Origin of the sequence: Plantactinospora sp. BB1 (assembly GCF_003030385.1) — a bacterium.
GTDB lineage: Bacteria > Actinomycetota > Actinomycetes > Mycobacteriales > Micromonosporaceae > Plantactinospora.
The window spans coordinates 7,673,096-7,693,153 of sequence record NZ_CP028159.1 but is presented as its reverse complement, the minus strand read 5'-3'; the positions used below and the strand labels follow the sequence as shown (position 1 = coordinate 7,693,153).

Annotated in this window: 18 protein-coding genes and 1 pseudogene; 12 read left to right on the top strand and 7 right to left on the bottom strand. The window is 72.1% G+C overall.

Annotation, left to right across the window (positions count from 1 at the left end):
• Positions 1 to 29: 29 nt before the first annotated feature.
• The gene (gene ligA, locus C6W10_RS33740; RefSeq protein ID WP_234361516.1) at positions 30 to 2,465 is read right to left on the bottom strand and encodes an NAD-dependent DNA ligase LigA; all 2,436 of its coding nucleotides are present in this window, start codon (positions 2,463 to 2,465) and stop codon (positions 30 to 32) included.
• A gap of 134 nt (positions 2,466 to 2,599) precedes the next feature.
• Between ligA and C6W10_RS33735 the strand changes: the two genes are divergently transcribed.
• From C6W10_RS33735 to C6W10_RS33720, 4 genes and pseudogenes are all read left to right on the top strand, one after another.
• Positions 2,600 to 3,754: a cation diffusion facilitator family transporter gene (locus C6W10_RS33735; RefSeq protein WP_107263075.1), complete on the top strand. Its 1,155-nt coding sequence runs from the start codon at positions 2,600 to 2,602 to the stop codon at positions 3,752 to 3,754.
• 337 nt (positions 3,755 to 4,091) lie between these two features.
• Positions 4,092 to 4,979: a DUF1996 domain-containing protein gene (locus C6W10_RS33730; protein ID WP_107263074.1), complete on the top strand. Its 888-nt coding sequence runs from the start codon at positions 4,092 to 4,094 to the stop codon at positions 4,977 to 4,979.
• 72 nt (positions 4,980 to 5,051) lie between these two features.
• A complete protein-coding gene (locus C6W10_RS33725; protein WP_107263073.1) occupies positions 5,052 to 5,666 on the top strand; it encodes a DUF305 domain-containing protein in 615 nt (204 codons plus the stop codon).
• 604 nt (positions 5,667 to 6,270) lie between these two features.
• Positions 6,271 to 6,459, top strand: a pseudogene (locus C6W10_RS33720) (hypothetical protein); the annotation flags it as partial.
• Between the two features lie 35 nt (positions 6,460 to 6,494).
• On the opposite strand, the gene C6W10_RS33715 reads toward C6W10_RS33720, so the two are convergent.
• The 3 genes from C6W10_RS33715 to C6W10_RS33705 are packed head-to-tail and all read right to left on the bottom strand — an operon-like array spanning position 6,495 to position 9,256.
• Positions 6,495 to 7,247 carry a hypothetical protein gene (locus C6W10_RS33715; RefSeq protein ID WP_107263072.1) on the bottom strand — a complete coding sequence of 251 codons (753 nt, stop codon included), beginning with the start codon at positions 7,245 to 7,247 and terminating at the stop codon, positions 6,495 to 6,497.
• A gap of 60 nt (positions 7,248 to 7,307) precedes the next feature.
• Entirely contained in the window at positions 7,308 to 8,603 is a 1,296-nt protein-coding gene (locus C6W10_RS33710) for an MFS transporter (RefSeq protein ID WP_107263071.1), read from the bottom strand.
• Positions 8,600 to 9,256, bottom strand: coding sequence for a helix-turn-helix domain-containing protein (locus C6W10_RS33705; protein WP_107263070.1), 657 nt, complete (start codon positions 9,254 to 9,256; stop codon positions 8,600 to 8,602). Before C6W10_RS33705 ends, C6W10_RS33710 begins: the two co-directional genes overlap by 4 nt.
• A gap of 292 nt (positions 9,257 to 9,548) precedes the next feature.
• Here C6W10_RS33705 and rapZ point away from each other — a divergent pair, with 292 nt between their 5' ends.
• The 8 genes from rapZ to C6W10_RS33665 all read left to right on the top strand — a co-directional run bounded on the left by rapZ (position 9,549) and on the right by C6W10_RS33665 (position 16,618).
• Complete coding sequence (rapZ, locus tag C6W10_RS33700) at positions 9,549 to 10,448, top strand: RNase adapter RapZ (protein ID WP_107264500.1); 900 nt, start codon at positions 9,549 to 9,551, stop codon at positions 10,446 to 10,448.
• A gap of 74 nt (positions 10,449 to 10,522) precedes the next feature.
• Positions 10,523 to 11,503, top strand: coding sequence for a uridine diphosphate-N-acetylglucosamine-binding protein YvcK (yvcK, locus tag C6W10_RS33695; protein WP_107263069.1), 981 nt, complete (start codon positions 10,523 to 10,525; stop codon positions 11,501 to 11,503).
• A gap of 75 nt (positions 11,504 to 11,578) precedes the next feature.
• Positions 11,579 to 12,559, top strand: coding sequence for a DNA-binding protein WhiA (gene whiA, locus C6W10_RS33690; protein WP_107263068.1), 981 nt, complete (start codon positions 11,579 to 11,581; stop codon positions 12,557 to 12,559).
• Positions 12,560 to 12,805: 246 nt separating this feature from the next.
• Positions 12,806 to 13,810, top strand: coding sequence for a type I glyceraldehyde-3-phosphate dehydrogenase (gene gap, locus C6W10_RS33685; RefSeq protein ID WP_107263067.1), 1,005 nt, complete (start codon positions 12,806 to 12,808; stop codon positions 13,808 to 13,810).
• Positions 13,811 to 13,853: 43 nt separating this feature from the next.
• The gene (pgk, locus tag C6W10_RS33680; RefSeq protein WP_107263066.1) at positions 13,854 to 15,053 is read left to right on the top strand and encodes a phosphoglycerate kinase; all 1,200 of its coding nucleotides are present in this window, start codon (positions 13,854 to 13,856) and stop codon (positions 15,051 to 15,053) included.
• A gap of 32 nt (positions 15,054 to 15,085) precedes the next feature.
• Positions 15,086 to 15,850: a triose-phosphate isomerase gene (tpiA, locus tag C6W10_RS33675; RefSeq protein WP_107264499.1), complete on the top strand. Its 765-nt coding sequence runs from the start codon at positions 15,086 to 15,088 to the stop codon at positions 15,848 to 15,850.
• A gap of 51 nt (positions 15,851 to 15,901) precedes the next feature.
• Complete coding sequence (gene secG, locus C6W10_RS33670; protein WP_101367013.1) at positions 15,902 to 16,156, top strand: preprotein translocase subunit SecG; 255 nt, start codon at positions 15,902 to 15,904, stop codon at positions 16,154 to 16,156.
• A 99-nt stretch (positions 16,157 to 16,255) separates the two neighbouring features.
• Entirely contained in the window at positions 16,256 to 16,618 is a 363-nt protein-coding gene (locus C6W10_RS33665; RefSeq protein WP_107263065.1) for an RNA polymerase-binding protein RbpA, read from the top strand.
• 136 nt (positions 16,619 to 16,754) lie between these two features.
• On the opposite strand, the gene pgl is transcribed toward C6W10_RS33665, so the two are convergent.
• From pgl to zwf, 3 genes are read right to left on the bottom strand one after another with little or no spacing between them, the layout of a single operon-like run.
• Positions 16,755 to 17,519 (bottom strand): 6-phosphogluconolactonase, encoded by a 765-nt coding sequence (pgl, locus tag C6W10_RS33660; RefSeq protein ID WP_107263064.1) that lies wholly within the window; start codon positions 17,517 to 17,519, stop codon positions 16,755 to 16,757.
• Complete coding sequence (locus C6W10_RS33655) at positions 17,516 to 18,499, bottom strand: glucose-6-phosphate dehydrogenase assembly protein OpcA (RefSeq protein WP_101367010.1); 984 nt, start codon at positions 18,497 to 18,499, stop codon at positions 17,516 to 17,518. Before C6W10_RS33655 ends, pgl begins: the two co-directional genes overlap by 4 nt.
• A 39-nt stretch (positions 18,500 to 18,538) precedes the next feature.
• Positions 18,539 to 20,053 (bottom strand): glucose-6-phosphate dehydrogenase, encoded by a 1,515-nt coding sequence (gene zwf, locus C6W10_RS33650; RefSeq protein WP_107263063.1) that lies wholly within the window; start codon positions 20,051 to 20,053, stop codon positions 18,539 to 18,541.
• Positions 20,054 to 20,058: the final 5 nt, after the last annotated feature.

The window sequence follows — 20,058 nt, the reverse complement described above, 5'->3', positions numbered from 1 at the left end:
GCCCGGAAACAGCGTCCCCCGGCACCCGGCTACCGTTCGGCCACCGGCTCCGGTTCGGCCTTCGGCGCTGGTTCGGCGCCCGGCTGCGGTTCGGCCACCGGCTCCGGCTCGGCCTCCGACACCGGTTCGGCCTTCGGCGCTGGTTCGGTCTCTGGCGCTGGTTCGGTCTCCGGCTCCGGCTCGACCTCTGGCTCCGGTCCGGTCTCCGGCACTGCCATGATCTCGGCGATGGTGGCCGCGTCTGCGGCGGTGTGCGCGGCGAGCAGTTCGGCGAAGCGTTCGGCCGGCATCACCCGGACGCCGAGGCCGGCCGCCTTCTCCGCCTTGCTGCCCGCGCCGTCACCGACCACCACCAGATCGGTCCGCTTGGAGACCGAGCCGGACGACTTGCCGCCGAGCCGCTCGACCGCCTCGTTGCCCTCGTTGCGGGTCAGCCCCGGCACGGAGCCGGTGACCACGACCGTCATCGGGGTGCCGTCCGGCCGGCGCAGCGGCAGCGCGGTCGCCGCCGGCATCTCCGGGTCGGCGTCGCCCCCGGCGGTCGCGGCCTGGCCGGGAACGCCCGGTTCGGTCATGTTGACCCCGCGCGCGGCGAGCTTCTCCACGACCGGGGCCAACTCGACCAGCTCCGCCGCGATGGTGACGGCGCGCTCCGGCCCGACGCCCTCGACCTCCTGAAGGTCGGCGACGGAGGCGGCGAGCAGCGCCTCCATGGTGCCGAAGTGCCGGGCGAGCCGGCGGGACATCGACCGGCCGGTCATCCGTACGCCCAGGCCGGTGAGCACCCGGCTGAGCGGCTGCCGCTTCGACGCCTCGATGTTGGCCACGAGTTTGCGGGCGGAGGTCTCGCCCAGCCGCTCCAGGGTGGCCAGCGTGGCGGCGTCGAGATCGTAGAGGTCGGCCGGGTCGGTGACCATGCCGGCGCTGACCAGCAGGTCGATGATCTTACTGCCCAGCCCTTCGATGTCCATCGAGTCGCGAGCCGCGTAGTAGGAGAGCGACTCGCGGGCGCCGCAGGCCCGGCCCTGGGTGCAGCGCCAGCGCTTCTGCGAGCGGTCGATCTCGCCGCCGCAGCGCGGGCACGAGGTCGGCGGCTCGTACGCCGTGGAGTCCGCCGGCCGCTCGTCGAGCTTGGCACCGGTGATCTCGGGGATCACGTCACCGGCCCGCCGGACGAAGACGGTGTCGCCGGCCCGGACGTTGCGCCGGACCAGGTCGTCGAAGTTGTGCAGGGTGGCCGAGGTGACCGTCACCCCACCGACCTGCACCGGTGCCAGTACGGCGACCGGGGTGATCAGCCCGGTCCGGCCAACCTGCACCTCGATCGAGAGCAGGGTGGTGGTGCGGGTGTCGGCGGGGAACTTGTAGGCGATGCCCCAGCGGGGGGCCCGGGTGCCGGAGCCGGCCAGCTCGCGGTCGGCGGGGTGGTCGGCCTTGATCACCGCACCGTCGATGCCGAAGCCCAACTCCCCCCGGCGGGCGTAGAGCGACTCCACCACCGCCAGCACCTCGTCGATGGTGGTGCAGAGCGGCATCCCGGCCGGTGAACCGGCGGTGGTGGCGACGCCGAGGCTCTCGACGTACGCCATGGTGGCCGAGTGTGGGCGCGGCTCGGTCGTCCCGTCGGCGCCGTCGAGGCCGTGCACCGCGTAGGCGAGGAAGGAGAGCGGCGCGTCGTACGCCCGGTCCTGCGCGCGGAGGGTGCCGGCGGCGGCGCTGCGCGGATGCGCGAAGGCCGGCTCGCCGTGCCCGGTGCGCATCTCCTGGGCCCTGGCGAAGTCGGCGTCGGTCATGTAGACCTCGCCGCGGATCTCCAGGGTGAGCGGCTCGGTGAGCCGTTCCGGGAGGCCGGCCGCCCGCCGTGCCTGCGGGGTGACGTCCTCGCCGGCCAGCCCGTCGCCCCGGGTGGCGACCTGGGTGAGTCGGCCGTCCACGTAACGGGCGGCGATGGCCAGCCCGTCGATCTTGGGCTCCACGGTGTAACCGGCGGCGGGACGGCCGAGCAGCTTGTCGAGCCGGGCCGCCCAGCGGGCCAACTCCTCCTCGCCGAAGACGTTGTCGAGGCTGAGCATCGGGACGCTGTGCACGACGTCGCCGACCAGTCCGGCACCGGCCGCCACCAGCTCGCTGGGCGAGTCGTCGTCCTTCCAGCCCGGCTGGGCGGCCTCGGTGGCGACGACCCGGGCCATCAGCGCGTCGTAGGTCGCGTCGTCCATCGCCAGGTCCGCGCCGTTGTAGTAGGCGGCCGCCGCCGAGCGGATCTCGGCGATCGCCGCCTGGTAGGCCGGGCGGTCCGGGAACGGCGCGGCGAGCGCGGCGTCGACCACCGGATCCACCGGGTCGACCACCGGATCGGCGGCCGGGTCGACCACCGGATCGGCGGCTGGTTCCACCGGGTCGAGCCCGGCTCCGCCCGGCTGCTCGGGCCGATCGTCGGTCGCCGTCACCACTGCCTCGTGCGCCACGAAGTCCCCCTCCCGTCAGGCCCGTAAGCTCGGCGTTCAGCCTAGAGACCGGGTACGACGAAGCGACCTCCCCGGTCCCGTCGGACTCGGGGCAACCGCCGGCTGGGCCCCGGCCCGGCACCTAGGCTGACCTCATGGCCGAGCCGGCGCGCAGCCCGGACGTCGAGCCGGCGCGCAGCCCGGACGCCGAGCCGGGCGGAAACGGGCCGTACGCGCGCCGGCCGGACGCGCCCGGGTCGGGCGTACCGGGGCCCGGTGCACCCGAGCCGGGCGTACGCCAGCCGGGCGGCGTCCGGAGCACCCAGCACACCGAGGGCTCGGCCGCCGGTCAGGCACCCTGGTCGCAGGCGGGACCGCTGAGTTCGTCGCGTTCGCAGCACAGCCAGAGCGTCGGCACGGTGATCATCGCGGGTCTGGCCAACCTCACGGTGGCGGTGGCGAAGGCGATCGCCGGGATCGTCTCCGGCTCGGCCGCGGTGCTCTCCGAGGCGGCGCACTCGGTCGCCGACACCACCACCGAGCTGCTGCTCTTCATCGCGCTGCGGCGGGGCGCCCGGCCACCGACCACGCAGTACCCGTTCGGGTACGGCCGGGAGAGCTATCTCTGGGCGTTCGTCGCCGCCGTGGTCACCTTCGTCATCGGTGCCGGGTTCTCCATCTTCCAGGGTGTGGAGGCGATCCAGCAGCGGCACGAGGACCTCGACCCGCTCGTCGCGTACGTGGTGCTGGTGGTCTCCTTCGTGGCCGAGGGCATCTCGCTGACCCGCTCGGTACGCCAGTTGCGCCGTCGGGCGGCGCGCTGGCGCGTCTCCTGGCTGCGGGTGGCCCGGCGTACCCCGAACACCACGATCAAGGCGGTACTGCTGGAGGACAGCGCGGCGCTGGTCGGGCTGGTCCTGGCGGGCATCGGGGTGGGTGCCTCGGAGCTGACCGGCAGCCCGGTCTGGGACGGCGTCGCCTCGATCGCGATCGGTGTGCTGCTGCTGGTGGTGGCGACCACCCTGGCGCACAACAACATCGCGCTGCTGGTCGGCCGGGCGGCCCAGGACGCGGTACGCGCGGAGATCGAGCAGGAGTTGGCGGCGGTGCCGGATCTCCGGGGCGTGGACCGGTTGATGACGCTGCAACTCGGGCCGGAGGACATCCTGGTGGCGGTGAAGGTCAACTTCGCCGACGACGCCAGCCGGGAGGAGATCGAGATCGCCGCCGACGAGGCGGAACGGCGACTGATCGCCCGCAACCCGGCGATCCGGTACGTCTTCCTCGACCCGACCCGCCGCCCCGGCTGACGATGCGCGGCCGCCGCCCCGGCTGAGGATGCGCCTTCGCCGTCCGAGGGGCGGATGCGCGGTCGCCGGCCGAGGGGAGAATGCGCGGTCGCCGTGCCGGTGGAGATGAGCGGTTCGGGCCGGAAGTATTGACAGCTTTCGACGGCAGGCTCAAGCTGGTGGATGTGAGAGAGAGCGCTCTCTCACACCTCGAACGAGGGCAGACCACCACCAGTCTGGCCACCACCAGTCTGGCCACCACCAGTCTGGCCACCACCCAGTCTGGCCAGCGATCTCCGACGCCTTCGGCGGCGGCGCCGGAACCCTCGCTGGCCGCTCACCAGCTAGGAGTGCCCACATGGAAAGGGCCGCACCCCTGCCCGCGCCGCGCCGCCGGCTGAGGATCGTGACACTGTTCGGTGCCCTGCTCGTCCTGCTCGGCGGCTACGCCGTGGTCGAGCGGGCGGAGCCGGCCGAGGCCCGGATCGTCCGGGTCGCCGAGTTCCTGGCCGACTGTCCGTACAGCCACCGGCTGCCGGACGACCCGATCATCTACCCGGGCCTGCCCGGCGCCTCGCACATGCACAGCTTCTTCGGCGCGACGACCACCAACGCCTACACCAACCTGGCCGACCTGCTGAACTCCAACACCACCTGCAACCCCCGGGTCGACGTCTCGTCCTACTGGGTGCCCACCCTCTACGCGGACAACGTCCCGGTCGAGCCGGCCATCGTCACGTTCTACTACCTCGGCGAGGGCGTCCGCAGCGACATCGTCGCCAACACCCAGCCACTGCCGCTGGGCCTGCGGATCGTGGCCGGCAACGCCCGGGCCACCGGCCCGGACTCGACCACGATCTCCCGGTGGTCCTGCCTGCACGCGGGGCACGTCGGCGCGTCCAAGGACTTCGTCAACTGTCCGTCCGGGACGATGCTGGAGTCGTACCTCGACTTCCCGCAGTGCTGGAACGGCCGCGACCTCGACTCGCCGGACCACAAGAGCCACATGGCGTACCCGGTGAACCAGGCCTGCCCGCCCAGCCACCCGGTGGCGGTGCCGAAGCTCCGCCAGGTGCTGCGCTACCCGGTGAGCGGCAACCCGGCGCGGTTCCGGCTCGCCTCCGGTGGCGGTTTCACGATGCACGGTGACTTCTTCAACGCCTGGCCCGAGGCCGAGATGCTGCGCCGGGTCCGGGACTGCATCCGCCCCGTGATCAAGTGCGGTGCGGACGGTCGCCCGAGCTGACCGTGGGCTCCAGGGTGGGTCCGGCTCCGGCCGGGCCCGCCCCGGGACAGCGACCGGAGGGGGAACCGGGAAATGAGGTCCGGCACCGTGGCACCGGCCGCCGTGGCGCTCGTCGCGCTCCTGCTGGTCGGTGGGTGCGCCGGCTCCGACGCGGCGCCAGCGTCCGTTTCGGGTACGCCCACCAGCGCGGCCACGGCCGGTCGACCAGCCGTCCCGACGGGTACGCCCAGCCAGTCCGGCCCGTTCAACGGCACCGACATCGCCTGGCTGCAACTCACCGTCGCCATGCACGAGCGGGTACTGCCGCTGCTGGACCTGGTGCCGCAGCGCACCGCCGACCCGGCCGTACGCCGGCTCGCCGCCCGGATACGGGAGACCCACCGCGCCGATCTGGACCGGTCCCGGCGCCTGCTCGACCGCTCCGGTGCGCCGAAGACCAACCCGCACGAGGGGCACGACATGCCGGGCATGGTCACCGCCGCCGAGCTGACCGCGCTCGGTACGGCCCCGGAAGCCGAGTTCCGCCGCCTCTTCGGCCAGCACCTCAGGGCGCACCTGGAGCAGTCGGTCCGGGTCGCCGGTGCCGAGCAGCGCTCCGGGGCCGACCCCGAGACCACCGCCCTGGCCGGCACGATCGTCCGGACCGGCAGCGCCTACCTGACCCGACTCGCCCAACTCCCGGACTGACCGCCGCCACTCAGCCTGCCGCGACCACTCAGCCGGCCGCCATCGCCCAGGCGAAGGCCGGGAACACGGAGCCATACACCGTGGTTACACCTGGCGTAGGTCCGCAGCAGCGGGCCCGGCACCTGACCGGGACTGCGGCGCGGGCCGAACAGATTCCGACACTTCAGACTTAACGCCTTATTCTTTCCAGGTTCGACCCCGATTTGGCGTTGCCGCCTCGGGCGTGTAACTTTCTCTCCCGGCAGGGCACCGGGCAAGACCGCAAGGCAACACCGCGGCGGCCGGCCTGCCAAACCCCGAACGATCGCGGCGGTAGCCCGTCGCGTCCGTGCGGGTGCACGACGGCTGGACGAAGCATGACAAACCGGGAGACATCGGTTTGACGAGGCGGAAACAGTCGGGTAAAGTACAACAAGTGCCTGGCGGAAACGGCGGGTGCGGATAGCCCCGGGTGGCTGGTCTTTGTGGCTGGTTGTCTGGTGTGTGGTTGTTCTTTGAGAACTCAACAGGGTGCTTGATAAGCCAGTGCCAAATTGTTTGTTTGTTTGGCAGCAAGTGTTTTTATTGTTGCCGGGTTGCAAATTTTTCGATGGTTTTTGTTGGAGAGCAGATCACCGATCCGGAGTACTCGACCATCGCGTTCCTCAAGGGCCTCAAGCAGGTTGACGGTTGGCAGGACCTGCCGCTGACCGTGGCCGCGCAGAAGGTACAGGTCTCGGCCTACCCCGACGCGTACGCGCAATGGGAGGACCTGGCCGCCGACCTGGTCGCCAACACCTGGAACAACAGCTAACAACAACAGGTAACAACAACAGGTAACGAGAACGGTTAGACGACCGCACCACCCGCTGGCCGGGTCCCCACCACAGGGGACCCGGCCAGCGGCGTCTCCGGATCGGGCGGCACCGAGCCGGGCGGCGTTGCCGGCCCGGGCGTTACCGGCTCGGGCGTTGCCGGCTCGGTGCCCGGCTGGCCGCCTGGCGCGGGCGGAGGCGGCTTCGGCAGCCGGCGCCGGTATTCGGTCGCCAGCAGCTCAAGTGCCTGGTAGATCTCCCGGCCGGCCAGGGTCCGGCGGTCCGCCACGTAGCCACGGCAGAGCTCGAAGCACCTGGTCATGGTGCCGCCGCGCAGGTTGAGCAGCAGCGGTACGTCGACCATGCCGCGTACGGCGAGTACCGCGAGGAACTCGTAGTAGTCGAGCAGTGGAAGGACGCGCTGTTCGTCGTCGCCGGTCAGGTCGGCGCCGACCGGCTGGTGCGCGCTGATCCGCCGGGCCATCCAGACGTCCGCCTGGCTGAGCGTCTCCGCACTCTGGAAGGCGGTGATCAGACCCACGGTGTACTGCCGGCGCTGCGACTGCCGCTGCTGCAACACGGTCATCGCGCCGAAGACCACGGCGACCAGGATCGACGCCGCCGTCTCGTTGATCTCGCCACTGGTACGCAGGAAGCTGAAGCCGGCCATCACCAGGGTGGCGAGTCCGACGGCCTGCACCCCCAGCCGGATCGGTCGGCGGGCCAACCGCCACCGCATCCGTATCCGCCGCAGTACGGCGGTCAGCCGCTCGCCAGCATCGCCCATTCCCGCCCCCATCGCGCGGCCGCTCGCCAGATCGCGTCCAGGGCAGGATATCGACTCCTGTCATCCCGCGGCGGCGTGATCCGGCTCCGGCAGCTCGCGCAGTTTCGGTATCGCGGTCGGCAGCACCCAGAGCAGCCCGGTGACCGCCCCGACGGTGGCGATCCAGAGCGTCGGGCGTACCCCGAGGGTGGCGCCCAGGGTGCCGCCCAGCACGGCGCCGATCGGCCGGATGCCGTAGTTGACGGTCCGCTTCGCACCCGCGACCCGGGCCAGCAGCCGCTCCGGGATGACTGCGGTCTGGAGCGAGCCGACGGTGATGTCCATCATCATCAGGCCGAGCCCGGAGAGGAACTCCGAGGCGAAGAGCACGCCGAGCACCACCGGGGTCGACCCGCCGGCCAGCGGCACCAGCACCAGCGGCGCCGGGAAGAGCACGAAGCTGATGACCACGGTCCGGCCGATGCCGAGCCGGCGGACGAGCCGACCGGTGACCGCCGCGCCGAGCAGCGCGCCGATCGCGCCGATCCCGATCACCAGCCCGAGCAGGCCGGGGGAGAGGCCCAGTTCGGTGCTGACGTAGAGCACGTACAGCGCGGTGAACATGTAGTTGAAGAGGTTCAGCGTGGTGGTGCCCAGCAGCAGCGAGCGGAGGATCGGGGCGCGGACCACGAACCGGAGTCCCTGGCCGAGGCCGAGGCCGGCGCCGTCGGTGGACGCCGGCTCCGTCGGCCGGGTCAGCCTGATCCGGGCCAGGAAGAGCGCGGAGACCAGGTACGACACCGCGTCGACGAGCAGTGTGACCGGTGCGGTGAGGGTCTGCACCAGCAGGCCGCCGACGCTCGGCCCGGCGACGAAGGACATCGCCCGGCTGCCGTAGGTCAGCGCGTTCGCGTCGACGTAGTCCTTGCGGGGTACCAGGGAGACGAAGAGGGTGCTGTGCGCGACCTCGAACAGCACGGCCAGGGTGCCGGTCAGGAAGGCCACCACGTAGAGCTGGCCGAGCGAGAGGACCCCGAACAGGTACGCCACCGGCACGGTGGCGAGCAGCACCGCCCGGCCCAGGTCGGCGAGGACCATCACCCGGCGCTTGTGCGGGTACCGGTCGATCCAGGCGCCGAGGAGGAGCGAGAAGAGCAGGCTCGGGGTGAGCGCGGCGGCGGTGAGGTAGCCCATCTCGGCCGGACCGGCGCCGGTGCTGAGTACCGCGAGCAGGGGCAGGGCGAGCACCGAGATCTCGTCGCCGAAGAGCGAGACGGTCTGGGCCGACCAGTACCGCCGGAACTGCGCCTGGCGGAGCAGCTCCGGCAGCCAGCGCCGACGGCGCCGGACCACCGGCGGGGTCAGGGTGCCGGTCACCGCCCCGACTCCCCGTCCACGGCCGGCGTCGACGCCGGCTGCGACGTCGACGTCGATGGCGGCTGCGACGTCGACGGCGATGGCGATGGCGAGTCGATCGGCACCATCAGTTGGACGAGGTTGATCGGCCGGGAACCCTCGGGCCGGGTCGACGGGTCGGTGATCCGTTCGTCGTACTCGGCGACCAGGGCTTCGAGCCGCCGGGTCAGCTCGGCGAGTTCGGCGGCCGTGACGTGTACCAGCGAGTCGCCGAAGCCGAGCACGGCACGCCAGTGGGCCGGTTCGTACGCCCGCTGCGCCAGGTGGGCCCGGGCCCGGGCGACGTAGTGGTCAAGGATCACCGCGTTGAGGTGGTTGGCCGCGGCCCGGGTCTCCGGATCGTCGGAGAGGTCGTCCCAGGAGGTGCTGAGGGCGGTCGCCTGCCAGGGTCGTTCCCGGGAGTCGGCGCCCTCGGCCCGCTCGGCCAGCCCGTACTTGGCGAGTTGGCGCAGGTGGTAGGAGCAGTTCGGCACGCTCTCGTCGAGTCGCTCGGCGGCCTGGGTGGCGGTGAGTGGGCCCTCCCGGCGGAGCAGCCCGAGCAGGGCCATCCGGAGCGGGTGCGCGTACCCCCGTAGGGCCCGGGGGTCGGTGAGGCGGATCTCGGGTATCGGCACATCCTAAAGATACCTCTAGAAAGACTTCTTTAGCAAAGCCTCGGCGCCGATCCGCCCGGCCCACCGCCCCGGGAGATTGCGACGGCCGGGTAGATTACGTCTCCAACCTCGCCGGATGGTCGACCGTCGGGAAACCGCCTCCGGGCGCGTACCGTCGATCCGGCGGGCGGGTACGGCTGGGGGGTGGAACGTGAGTGAGACTCGGTTGGCGGCCGACGAGTCGCCGACGGGCGCGAACGACCAGAGCAGGGGGTACGACACGGATCCGGCATCGGACGCGGCACAGCCGACGCTGACCCGGTCCGAGACGGGACCGACGGAACCGACCCGCTCGGACACCACCCTGGTGGTGGTCACCGGGGTCTCCGGCGGCGGGCGCAGCACCGTCGCCCGGGCACTGGAGAACGTCGGCTTCTACGTGGTGGACAACCTGCCGCAGGCGCTCATGCTCGACATGGCCGAGTTGGCGTTCCGGGCCGGTGGGGCGGCCCGGAAGACCGCGATGGTGCTCGACGTGCGCAGCCGGGCGTTCTCCACCGACCTGGCCGGGGCGATCCGGGCTCTCAAGGAGCGCGGCTTCCAGCCCCGGGTGGTCTTCGTGGACGCCGACGACGAGGTGCTGATCCGGCGCTTCGAGAGCGTCCGGCGCTCGCACCCGTTGCAGGCCGACGGCCGGCTCGCCGACGGCATCGCGATCGAGCGCGGCCTGCTGGAGGAGGCCCGCGACCAGGCCGACGTGATCATCGACACCTCGCACCTGAACGTGAACCAGCTCCGCCGCCGGGTCGAGGAGCTGTTCGCCGGCGAGGACGCCCGCCGGCTGCGGGTGACGGTGCTCTCCTTCGGCTTCAAGTACGGCCTTCCGCCGGACGCCGACTTCGTGCTGGACGCCCGCTTCCTGCCCAACCCGTACTGGGTGCCGGAGCTGCGCGAGCACACCGGCCGCGAGGAGGACGTCAGCCGGTACGTGCTGGGCCAGCGCGGCGCGGTGACCTTCGTCGAGACGTACGCCCGGTTGATCAACGCGACCGCGCCCGGCTTCGAGCGGGAGGGGAAGCGCTACCTGACGGTGGCGGTCGGCTGCACCGGCGGCAAGCACCGCAGCGTGGCGATCGCCGAGGAACTGTCCGCCCGGCTGCGCCAGGCCCGGCTGGCCGCCACGGCGCACCATCGTGACCTGGGGCGCGAGTGAATTCTTCCCAACCTGAGTCGCCCGGCGGGCGCCCCCCGACCTCCACCGGCGGTCCCGACGGACCGCGCGGAGAGGTGGAGAAAGCCTCCCGGAAACAGCGGGTCGTCGCCTTCGGCGGCGGGCACGGTCTGGCGGCGTCGCTGCGGGCGCTGCGCCGCTGCGCGCCGGAGCTGGACCTCGACATCACCGCGGTGGTGACCGTCGGCGACGACGGCGGCTCCAGCGGGCGGCTGCGGCTGGAACGCGGCGCGCTGCCCCCCGGCGACCTGCGGCAGGCGCTCGCCGCGCTCGCCGCCGACGAGCCCGGCACCCGGCGCAGCGCCGAGCTGTTCCAGCACCGCTTCGCCGGTGGCGGCCCGCGTCCCGACCCGCTGGCCGGGCACGCGGTCGGCAACCTGGTGCTCTGCGGGCTGATGGAGCTGCTCGGCGACCCGGTGGCCGCCCTCGACCACGCCGCCGCGATGCTCGGCGCGGTCGGCCGGGTGCTGCCGATGGCCTGCCAGCCGGTCGGGATCGAGGCCCGCGTCCGCGGCGCCGACCCGCGTCGGCCCAGCGCGGTGCAGACGGTACGCGGCCAGCACGCGGTGGCGGTCACCGACGGCCGGGTCGAGTCCGTCCGGCTCACCCCGGAGGGGCCGAGCGCCTGCCCGCAGGCGGTGGCGGCGGTCCGCGAGGCCGACTGGCTGATCTTCGGCCCCGGAAGCTGGTACACCAGCGTCATCCCGCACCTGCTGGTGCCGGAGCTGGCCGCGGCGATGGTGGCCAGCCCGGCCCGCCGGCTGGTCACGCTCAACCTCGCCAACGAGGCGGAGACACTCGGCCTCTCCCTCGCCGACCACCTGGCGGCGCTCGGCTGGTACCTGCCCGGGCTCACCGTCGACGTGGTGGTGGCGGACGGAAAGGCGGTCGGTGACCCCGAACCGGTGCATCGTGCGGCAGAATCCCTGGGTGCGCGGCTCGTCCTCGCCCCGGTGGCCGTACCGGACGGTGGCCCCCAGCACGATCCGGCAGCGTTGGGCGCCGCGCTGGTGCCTCTCCTGGGCGCCGATCGTTAAGCACCTACGAATCAACAACGAAGCACCTACGAATCACCGGCACCCGCCGGGACCGGCCCACGAGGTGACGACAAGATGGCGATGACGGCTGCGGTCAAGGACGAGCTGAGCCGGGTGGACGTACCCAAGCCCTGCTGCCGGCGGGCGGAGATGGCCGCCCTGCTGCGCTTCGCGGGCGGACTGCACATCGTCTCCGGACGGGTGGTGGTCGAGGCGGAACTCGACACCGGCGCGGTGGCCCGCCGGCTGCGCCGGGAGATCGCCGAGGTCTACGGATATCCGAGCGAGATCCACGTACTCGCCTCCGGCGGGCTGCGCAAGGGCAGCCACTACATCGTCCGGGTGGTCAAGGACGGCGAGGCGCTGGCCCGGCAGACCGGGCTGCTCGACGTACGCGGCCGGCCGGTACGCGGGCTGCCCCCGCACGTGGTGGCGGCGAACGTCTGCTGCGCGGTCTCGGCCTGGCGGGGCGCCTTCATGGCGCACGGCTCGCTGACCGAGCCCGGCCGCTCCTGCGCGCTGGAGATCACCTGCCCGGGTCCGGAGACCGCGCTCGCCCTGGTCGGCGCGGCCCGCCGGATCGGCATCACCGCCAAATACCGGGAGGTGCGCGGGGTGGACCGGGTGGTGGTCAAGGACGGCGACGCGATCGCCGCGCTGCTGACCCGGATCGGTGCCCACTCCAGCGTGCTCTCCTGGGAGGAGCGCCGGGTACGCCGCGAGGTGCGGGCCACCGCCAACCGGCTGGCCAACTTCGACGACGCCAACCTGCGCCGCTCGGCCCGGGCCGCGGTCGCCGCCGCCGCCCGGGTGACCCGGGCCCTGGAGATCCTCGCCGAGGACGCCCCGAACCACCTCACCTCGGCCGGCCGGCTGCGGCTGGAGCACCGGCAGGCGTCCCTTGAGGAGTTGGGGGCGCTGGCCGATCCGCCGCTGACCAAGGACGCGATCGCCGGGCGGATCCGCCGGCTGCTGGCGCTGGCCGACAAGCGGGCCCGTGACCTGGGAATCCCGGACACCGAGGCGGCGGTCACCCCGGACATGCTGGCGGTCTGACCTCGGCCGGGGGAGTCGATTGGCCGGATTGTGCCCCGACGCAACGCGGAGCGGCGCGCTCGGATAAGGTCGCAGCGTACGGCGACGGGGCCGGTACCGGCCTTCTCCGCCGTGCTGACCGCCCAGAGGTCGCGGTGTGAGACGGCCGGGGTGACATCCAGCGGCCGGCTCCAACGGTCGGCGCACCCACCTTCGCCGCTGTGCGCTCTCACCGGCGGCGAACCGAAACACGAGGAGATGGACCCAGTGACCATCCGGGTTGGCATCAACGGATTCGGCCGGATCGGCCGCAACTTCTTCCGCGCGGTGCTCGCGTCGGGCGCCGACGTCGAGGTGGTCGGCGCCAACGACCTGACCGACAACGCCACGCTGGCGCACCTGGTCAAGTACGACAGCATCCTCGGCCGGCTGCCGCAGGAGGTCAAGGCGAGCGCCGACGAGATCAGCGTCGGCGGGCACACCATGAAGGTCTTCGCCGAGAAGGACCCGAGCAAGCTGCCCTGGGGTGACCTCGGTGCCGACGTGGTGATCGAGTCGACCGGCTTCTTCACCGACGCCACCAAGGCGAAGGCGCACATCGACGGCGGCGCCAAGAAGGTGATCATCTCGGCGCCGGCCAAGAACGAGGACGTCACGGTCGTGATGGGGGTCAACCACCAGAACTACGACCCGGCGAAGCACAACATCATCTCCAACGCCTCGTGCACCACCAACTGCCTCGCGCCGATGGCGAAGGTGCTCCAGGACACGGTGGGCATCGAGAAGGGGCTGATGACCACCATCCACGCGTACACCCAGGACCAGAACCTCCAGGACGGCCCGCACAAGGACCTCCGCCGGGCCCGGGCCGCCGCGCTGAACATCGTGCCGACCTCGACCGGTGCCGCCAAGGCGATCGGCCTGGTGCTGCCCGACCTGAAGGGCAAGCTGGACGGCTTCGCGCTGCGGGTGCCGATCCCGACCGGCTCGGCCACCGACCTGACCATCGAGGCCGGCCGGGACACCTCGGTCGAGGAGATCAACGCCGCGATGAAGGCCGCCGCCGACGGCCCGCTGAAGGGCATCCTCACCTACACCGAGGACGAGATCGTCTCCGCCGACATCGTCACCGACCCGTCGTCGTGCATCTTCGACTCCGGGCTGACCAAGGTGATCGGCAACCAGGTCAAGGTCGTCGGCTGGTACGACAACGAGTGGGGCTACTCGAACCGCCTGGTCGACCTCGTGAAGCTGGTCGGCACCGGGCTGTGAGTGAGCTTGCGAGCCCCGCGGTCGTGAACGGAAAGGCAGCTCTGTGAGCATCCGCAACCTCGACGATCTGCTCGCCGAGGGGGTCTCGGGTCGGCGCGTGCTGGTGCGCGCCGACCTGAACGTCCCGCTCGACAAGCAGACCGGCGCCATCACGGACGACGGTCGGATCCGGGCGGTGCTACCGACGCTGACCGCGCTGCGGGACGCCGGGGCCGCCGTCGTGGTCTGTTCGCACCTGGGCCGTCCCAAGGGCGCGCCCGACCCGAAATACAGCCTCGCCCCGGTCGCGGCCCGGCTCGGTGAGCTGCTCGACACCGAGGTCGCGTTCGCCACCGACACGGTCGGCGAGTCGGCCCGCGGGGTGGTCGAGGCGCTCGCCGCCGGCCAGGTCGCCCTGCTGGAGAACCTGCGGTTCAACCCGGGCGAGACCAGCAAGGACGACGCGGAGCGGGGCACCTTCGCCGACCAGCTCGCGGCGTTCGCCGAGGCGTACGTCGACGACGCGTTCGGCGCCGTGCACCGCAAGCACGCCAGCGTCTACGACGTACCGGCCCGGCTGCCGCACTTCGCCGGCCAGCTGGTGCTCCGCGAGGTCGAGGTGCTGGCCCGGCTGCGGCAGGAGCCGGACCGCCCCTTCGTGGTGGTGCTCGGCGGCTCCAAGGTCTCCGACAAGCTCGCCGTGATCGAGGCGCTGCTGCCGACCGTCGACCGGCTGCTGATCGGCGGCGGCATGTGCTTCACCTTCCTGCGTGCCCAGGGGCACGAGGTGGGCAAGTCGCTGCTCGAGGAGGATCTGGTCGACACCTGCCGGGAGCTGCTGGAGCGGGGCGCCGACCGGATCGTGCTCCCGATCGACGTGGTGGCGGCGACCGAGTTCAGCGCCGACGCGGATCACGAAGCGGTGCCGGCGAACCAGATCCCGGCCGACCGGCTCGGCCTGGACATCGGTCCCCGGACGATCGCCGAGTTCGCCGACATGGCCGGTACGGCCCGGATGGTCTTCTGGAACGGCCCGATGGGCGTCTTCGAGCTGGCCCCGTTCGCCGCCGGTACCCGGGGCGTCGCCGAGGCGATCAGTCACGTGAAGGGCTTCACGGTGGTCGGTGGCGGTGACTCGGCCGCGGCCGTCCGCGCGCTCGGTCTGGACGAGTCGTCGTTCGGGCACATCTCGACCGGCGGGGGAGCCTCGCTGGAATACCTGGAGGGCAAGGCCCTCCCCGGCATCGTCGCTCTGGAGCAGTAGTGGCCACCCCCGCACCCGCCCGCCGGCCGCTGATGGCCGGCAACTGGAAGATGAACCTCAACCACCGGGAAGCGAACCTGCTGATCCAGAAGCTCGCCGCGAGCCTCAACGAGAAGCAGTTGACCGACGTGGAGACGGTGGTGCTGCCGCCGTACACGGACCTGCGGACGGTGCAGACCCTGGTCGACGGCGACAAGCTGCTGATCGGGTACGGCGCGCAGGACATCTCGCCGCACAAGGGCGGGGCGTACACCGGGGAGATCTCGGGTGCGCTGCTGACCGCGCTCGGCTGCACCTACGTGGTCGTCGGGCACTCCGAGCGGCGGACGTACCACCACGAGGACGACGCGCTGGTCAACGCCAAGGCGAAGGCGGCGCTGGAGAACGGGTTGACCCCGATCGTCTGCGTCGGCGAGGGCCTGGACATCCGCGAGCAGGACGGGCAGGTGGCGTACGTGCGCGACCAGCTCGACGGCTCGCTGGCCGGGTTGACCGCCGAGCAGGTGGCCAAGGTGGTCGTGGCGTACGAGCCGGTCTGGGCGATCGGCACCGGCAAGACCGCGACCCCGGAGAACGCCCAGGAGGTCTGCGGCGCGATCCGGCAGCGGATCGCCGAGCTGCACGGTCAGGAGACCGCCGACCAGGTCCGGGTGCTCTACGGCGGGTCGGTGAAGGCGGCCAACATCGCCGCGATCATGGCGCAGCCCGACGTGGACGGCGCACTGGTCGGCGGGGCGAGCCTGGACGCCGAGGAGTTCGCGCAGATCTGTCGGTTCCCGGAGCACATCGCCCGCTGACGGTCGCTATCCTTGACGAGCCCCGCGTAGCTGAGAGGACTGACCCCTACCATGCCGATCTGGTTCGCATACACGTTGATCGTGTTGCTGGTGATCACGAGCGTGCTGCTCACCTTGCTGATCCTGCTGCACCGGGGCAAGGGCGGCGGGATGTCGAGCATGTTCGGCGGAGGGGTCAGCTCCAGCCTGGCCGGCTCCTCGGTGGCCGAGAAGAACCTCGACCGATACACCGTTTTGGTGGGTCTTGTCTGGTTCGCCTGCATCGTCGGCCTCGGCCTCTGGCTGCGTCTCGCCGAGACCACCTGACAACAGGGCGTACAAACTGCGCGCGGTCCGCTAACGTGGGCCGCGCGCAGTTTGTCATATCCCCTCGGGACCCCCCTCTGACGAACGGAGCGAGCAGCCGTGCCCCCTGGCAGTGCCATTCGTGGCAGCCGAGTCGGTGCCGGCCCGGCCCGGCCGACCGAGCGATGCGAACCCGCCCCCCGCCGTCCGGTCACCTACTGGTGCGGCAACGGGCACATGCTGGAGATCCTGTTGGCGGCCGAGGCCGAGATCCCGGAGATCTGGGACTGTCCGCACTGCGGGCAGCCGGCCGGGCAGGACGTGCACAATCCGCCGGGGCGGCAGCGGACGGAGCCGTACAAGTCGCACCTGGCGTACGTGAAGGAGCGGCGCAGCGAGGCGGACGCCGAGGCGATCCTCGCCGAGGCGCTGGCCGCGTTGCGGGCCCGCCGGGGCGAGACCCGACCCAATCCGGGCCGGTGACGACACCGGCCCGGCTCATCGGTCGGGTGTGACCGGGCCAGCCTCCTGACGTTGGCGGGCGACCCGCCGGGTCGGCGGAGGCTACGGAACGGTCAGCGGAGGCGCTGGGAACGGTCAGCGGGGGCGCTGGAAACGGTCAGCGGAGGCTACGGAACCTCGGCTTCACCTCGGCCGCCGCCGCCCGGTCCAACAGCCACCGGGTCCGCTGCACCCCGGTCACCCCGGCCGCCGGCACCTGGACCGGCCCGGCACCGCCCAGCGCCATGCCGACCGCCCGGGCCTTGCCGCTGCCGCTGGCGATCAGCCAGACGTCCTCGGCGGTGTTGATGGCCCCCCGGGTCAGCGTGATCCGCACCGGTGGCGGCTTCGGGCTGCCCCGGACCGCGCTCACCGGCCGGCTCTCGTAGCCGACCGGATGCTCGGGGAAGAGCGAGGCGACGTGCCCGTCCTCGCCGACCCCGAGCATCAGTACGTCGAAGTAGGGCAGCGCGGCCGTACCCGGACCGGCGGCCGCGGCGAGTTCGGCCGCGTACCGGGCCGCCGCCGCCTCCGGGTCGGCACCGTCCGGACCGTCCGAGGCGGGCATCGGATGCACCCGGACCTGCGGCAGCGCGTCGAGCAGCGCCTCCCGGGCCTGGGTCTCGTTCCGCTCCGGGTCCCCGGCCGGCAGGAACCGTTCGTCACCCCACCAGACGTCGACCCGGGACCAGTCGACCGCGTCCCGGGCCGGCAGGTCGCGTATCGCCCGGTGCACCGCCGCCGCGATCCGGCCGCCGGTCAGCACCACGCTCGCCTCGCCCCGCTCCGCCTGGGCGTCGATGATCCTGACCAGCAACCGGGCCGCGACCGCCTGCGCGAGCAGGTCCGGGTCGGCGTGCACCACCACCGTCGTCTCGGTCACGCGACACCCTGCGGCTGCTTCGTCGGGTCCTTCCAGACGTGCACCCGCTGGGCCGGCCGCCGGTCCAGTCGGGCCACCCCGGCGACGGCGCCCAGCGCCTCGGCGTAGATCTGGTCCGGGTCGAGCCGGCGCAGCTCCTCGGCGAGTTCGTCGCCGAGCGGGCGGCGTACCAGCGGCAGTTGCCGGTCGGCCTGCCCGGTACGCCGGAACGTCGCCTGGTTGTCGTCCCGGGTCAGCACCAGCTCGTCGCCGTTGGCGCAGCGCAGTTCCACCGAGCGCATCCGGGGGAACTCGCTGGTGTGCTCCCAGTGCGGGTGCAGGCCCAGCCGGGCCTTCAACCAGCCGATCATCAGCGCCGCGGTCGGATCGGTGTGCGGCGCGACGACGGTGGCCGAGGTGACCCGGTTCCCCTCGGTGGTGTCGAACGCCCCGGCGACCAGGGTGCGCCACGGGGTGATCCGGGTCCACGCCAGGTCGGTGTCGCCGGGGGCGTAGTCCCGGGCCCGCTGCCGCAGCGCCTCCACCGGATCGGCCGCCTGCGCGCAGTCGGTGATCCGGCGGTCCGCCACCACGCCGAGGAAGTCGTTGGCGATCTCGGCCGGCGGCTCGCCGTGCCACCAGGTCACCACCGGCACGTCCGGCACCAGCAGCGGCATCACCACCGACTCGGCGTGCAGGGCGAGCCGGCCGTACATCCGGGTCACCACGGCCTCGCCCGGGCCCAGCCGGCCGCCGACCACGATCTCGGCGTCCAGCCGGTTGCGGTCGCGTTCGATGTCGGAGCGGACCACCACCACCATCCGGCACGGGTGGGCGGCCGAGGCGATCGTCACCGCCGCCTCGGCCTCCCGGACCCGCGGCTCGTCGACGACGACGATCAGGGTCAGCGCCATGCCGCTGGCCACTCCGCCCGCGCTGCGCCGTTCGGCGGCCAGGGCCTTCACCACCTCGTTGCCGGTGGTGTCCCACAAGCCGATCAACGCTGCCTCCTGGTTGTTGTCGTTACGATCGTCGGCGGGTCACGCCCGCCGCCACGCCCTGCCCTCCCGGGCCAGCAGCTCGTCCGCCGCCCGGGGACCCCACTCGCCGGCCCGGTACGGCTCGGGCTTGACGCCCGCCCAGGCCTCCTCCAGCGGGTCGATCACCTGCCAGCTCTGCTCGACCTCGGCGGCGTCCGGGAAGAGGGTCCGGTCCCCGATCAGCACGTCCAGCACCAGCCGCTCGTACGCCTCGGGGCTGGCCTCGGTGAACGCCTCGCCGTACTGGAAGTCCATCGCGATGTCCCGGACCTCCATGGTGGTGCCGGGAACCTTCGAACCGAACTTCAGCACCACGCCCTCGTCCGGCTGGACCCGGATCACGAGCTGGTTGTTGCCGAGCATCTCCATGTCGGCCGGGTTGAAGGGCAGGTGCGGCGCCTTCTTGAAGATGATGGCGACCTCGGTCACCCGGCGCGGCAAACGCTTGCCGGCCCGGATGTAGAAGGGCACCTCGGCCCAGCGCCGGTTCTGGATGCCGAGCCGGACCGCCACGTACGTCTCGGTGGTCGACTCCGGCGGCACACCCTCCTCGTCGAGGTAGCCGACGGCCCGCTTGCCGGCCACCCAGCCGGGCAGGTACTGCCCGCGCACGGTGCCGGCGTGCACGTCCTGCGGCAGGGTGATCGCCCGCAGCACCTTCAGCTTCTCGGCCCGGATCTCGCTGGCGTCGAAGCTGGTCGGCTCCTCCATCGCCACCAGGGCGAGCAGTTGCAGGAGGTGGTTCTGCAACACGTCCCGGGCGGTGCCGGTCGCGTCGTAGAAGCCGGCCCGGGTGCCGATCCCGACGTCCTCGGCCATGGTGATCTGCACCGAGTCGACGTACTTCGAGTTCCAGAGCGGCTCGAAGAGGTTGTTGGCGAAGCGCAGGGCGAGGATGTTCTGGACGGTCTCCTTGCCCAGGTAGTGGTCGATCCGGAAGACGTCCTCCCGGGTGAAGACGTCGTCGACCAGGTCGTTGAGCGCCTTCGCCGAGGGCAGGTCGTGGCCGAACGGCTTCTCCACCACCACCCGCCGCCAGCCGCCGCACTTGTCGTTGTCGGCCATCCCGGTCCGGGCGAGCTGCTTGAGCACGGTCGGGAACGCCGCCGGGGGGATGGAGAAGTAGAAGGCGGCGTTGCCGGCGATGCCGTGGCTGTCCCGCAGCTCGTCCAGGCAGGTCGCCAGCTTGTCGAAGGCGGCGTCGTCGTCGAACGCGCCACCGACGAACTTGATGTTGCCGGCCAACCGGGCCCAGACCTCGTCCCGCCACGGTGTCCGGGCGTGCGCCTGCGCGGCGTCCCGGGCCATCGACTCGAAGTCGCCGTCGCCCCAGTCGCGCCGGGCGAACCCGAGCACCACGAAGCCCGGCGGCAGCAGCCCCCGGTTGGCCAGGTCGTAGACCGCCGGCAGCAGCTTCTTGCGGGCCAGGTCCCCGGTGACACCGAAGATCACCAGTGCGCACGGCTCCGGGATCCGCGGCAACCGCCGGTCCTGCGGGTCGCGCAGCGGATTCACGGCAC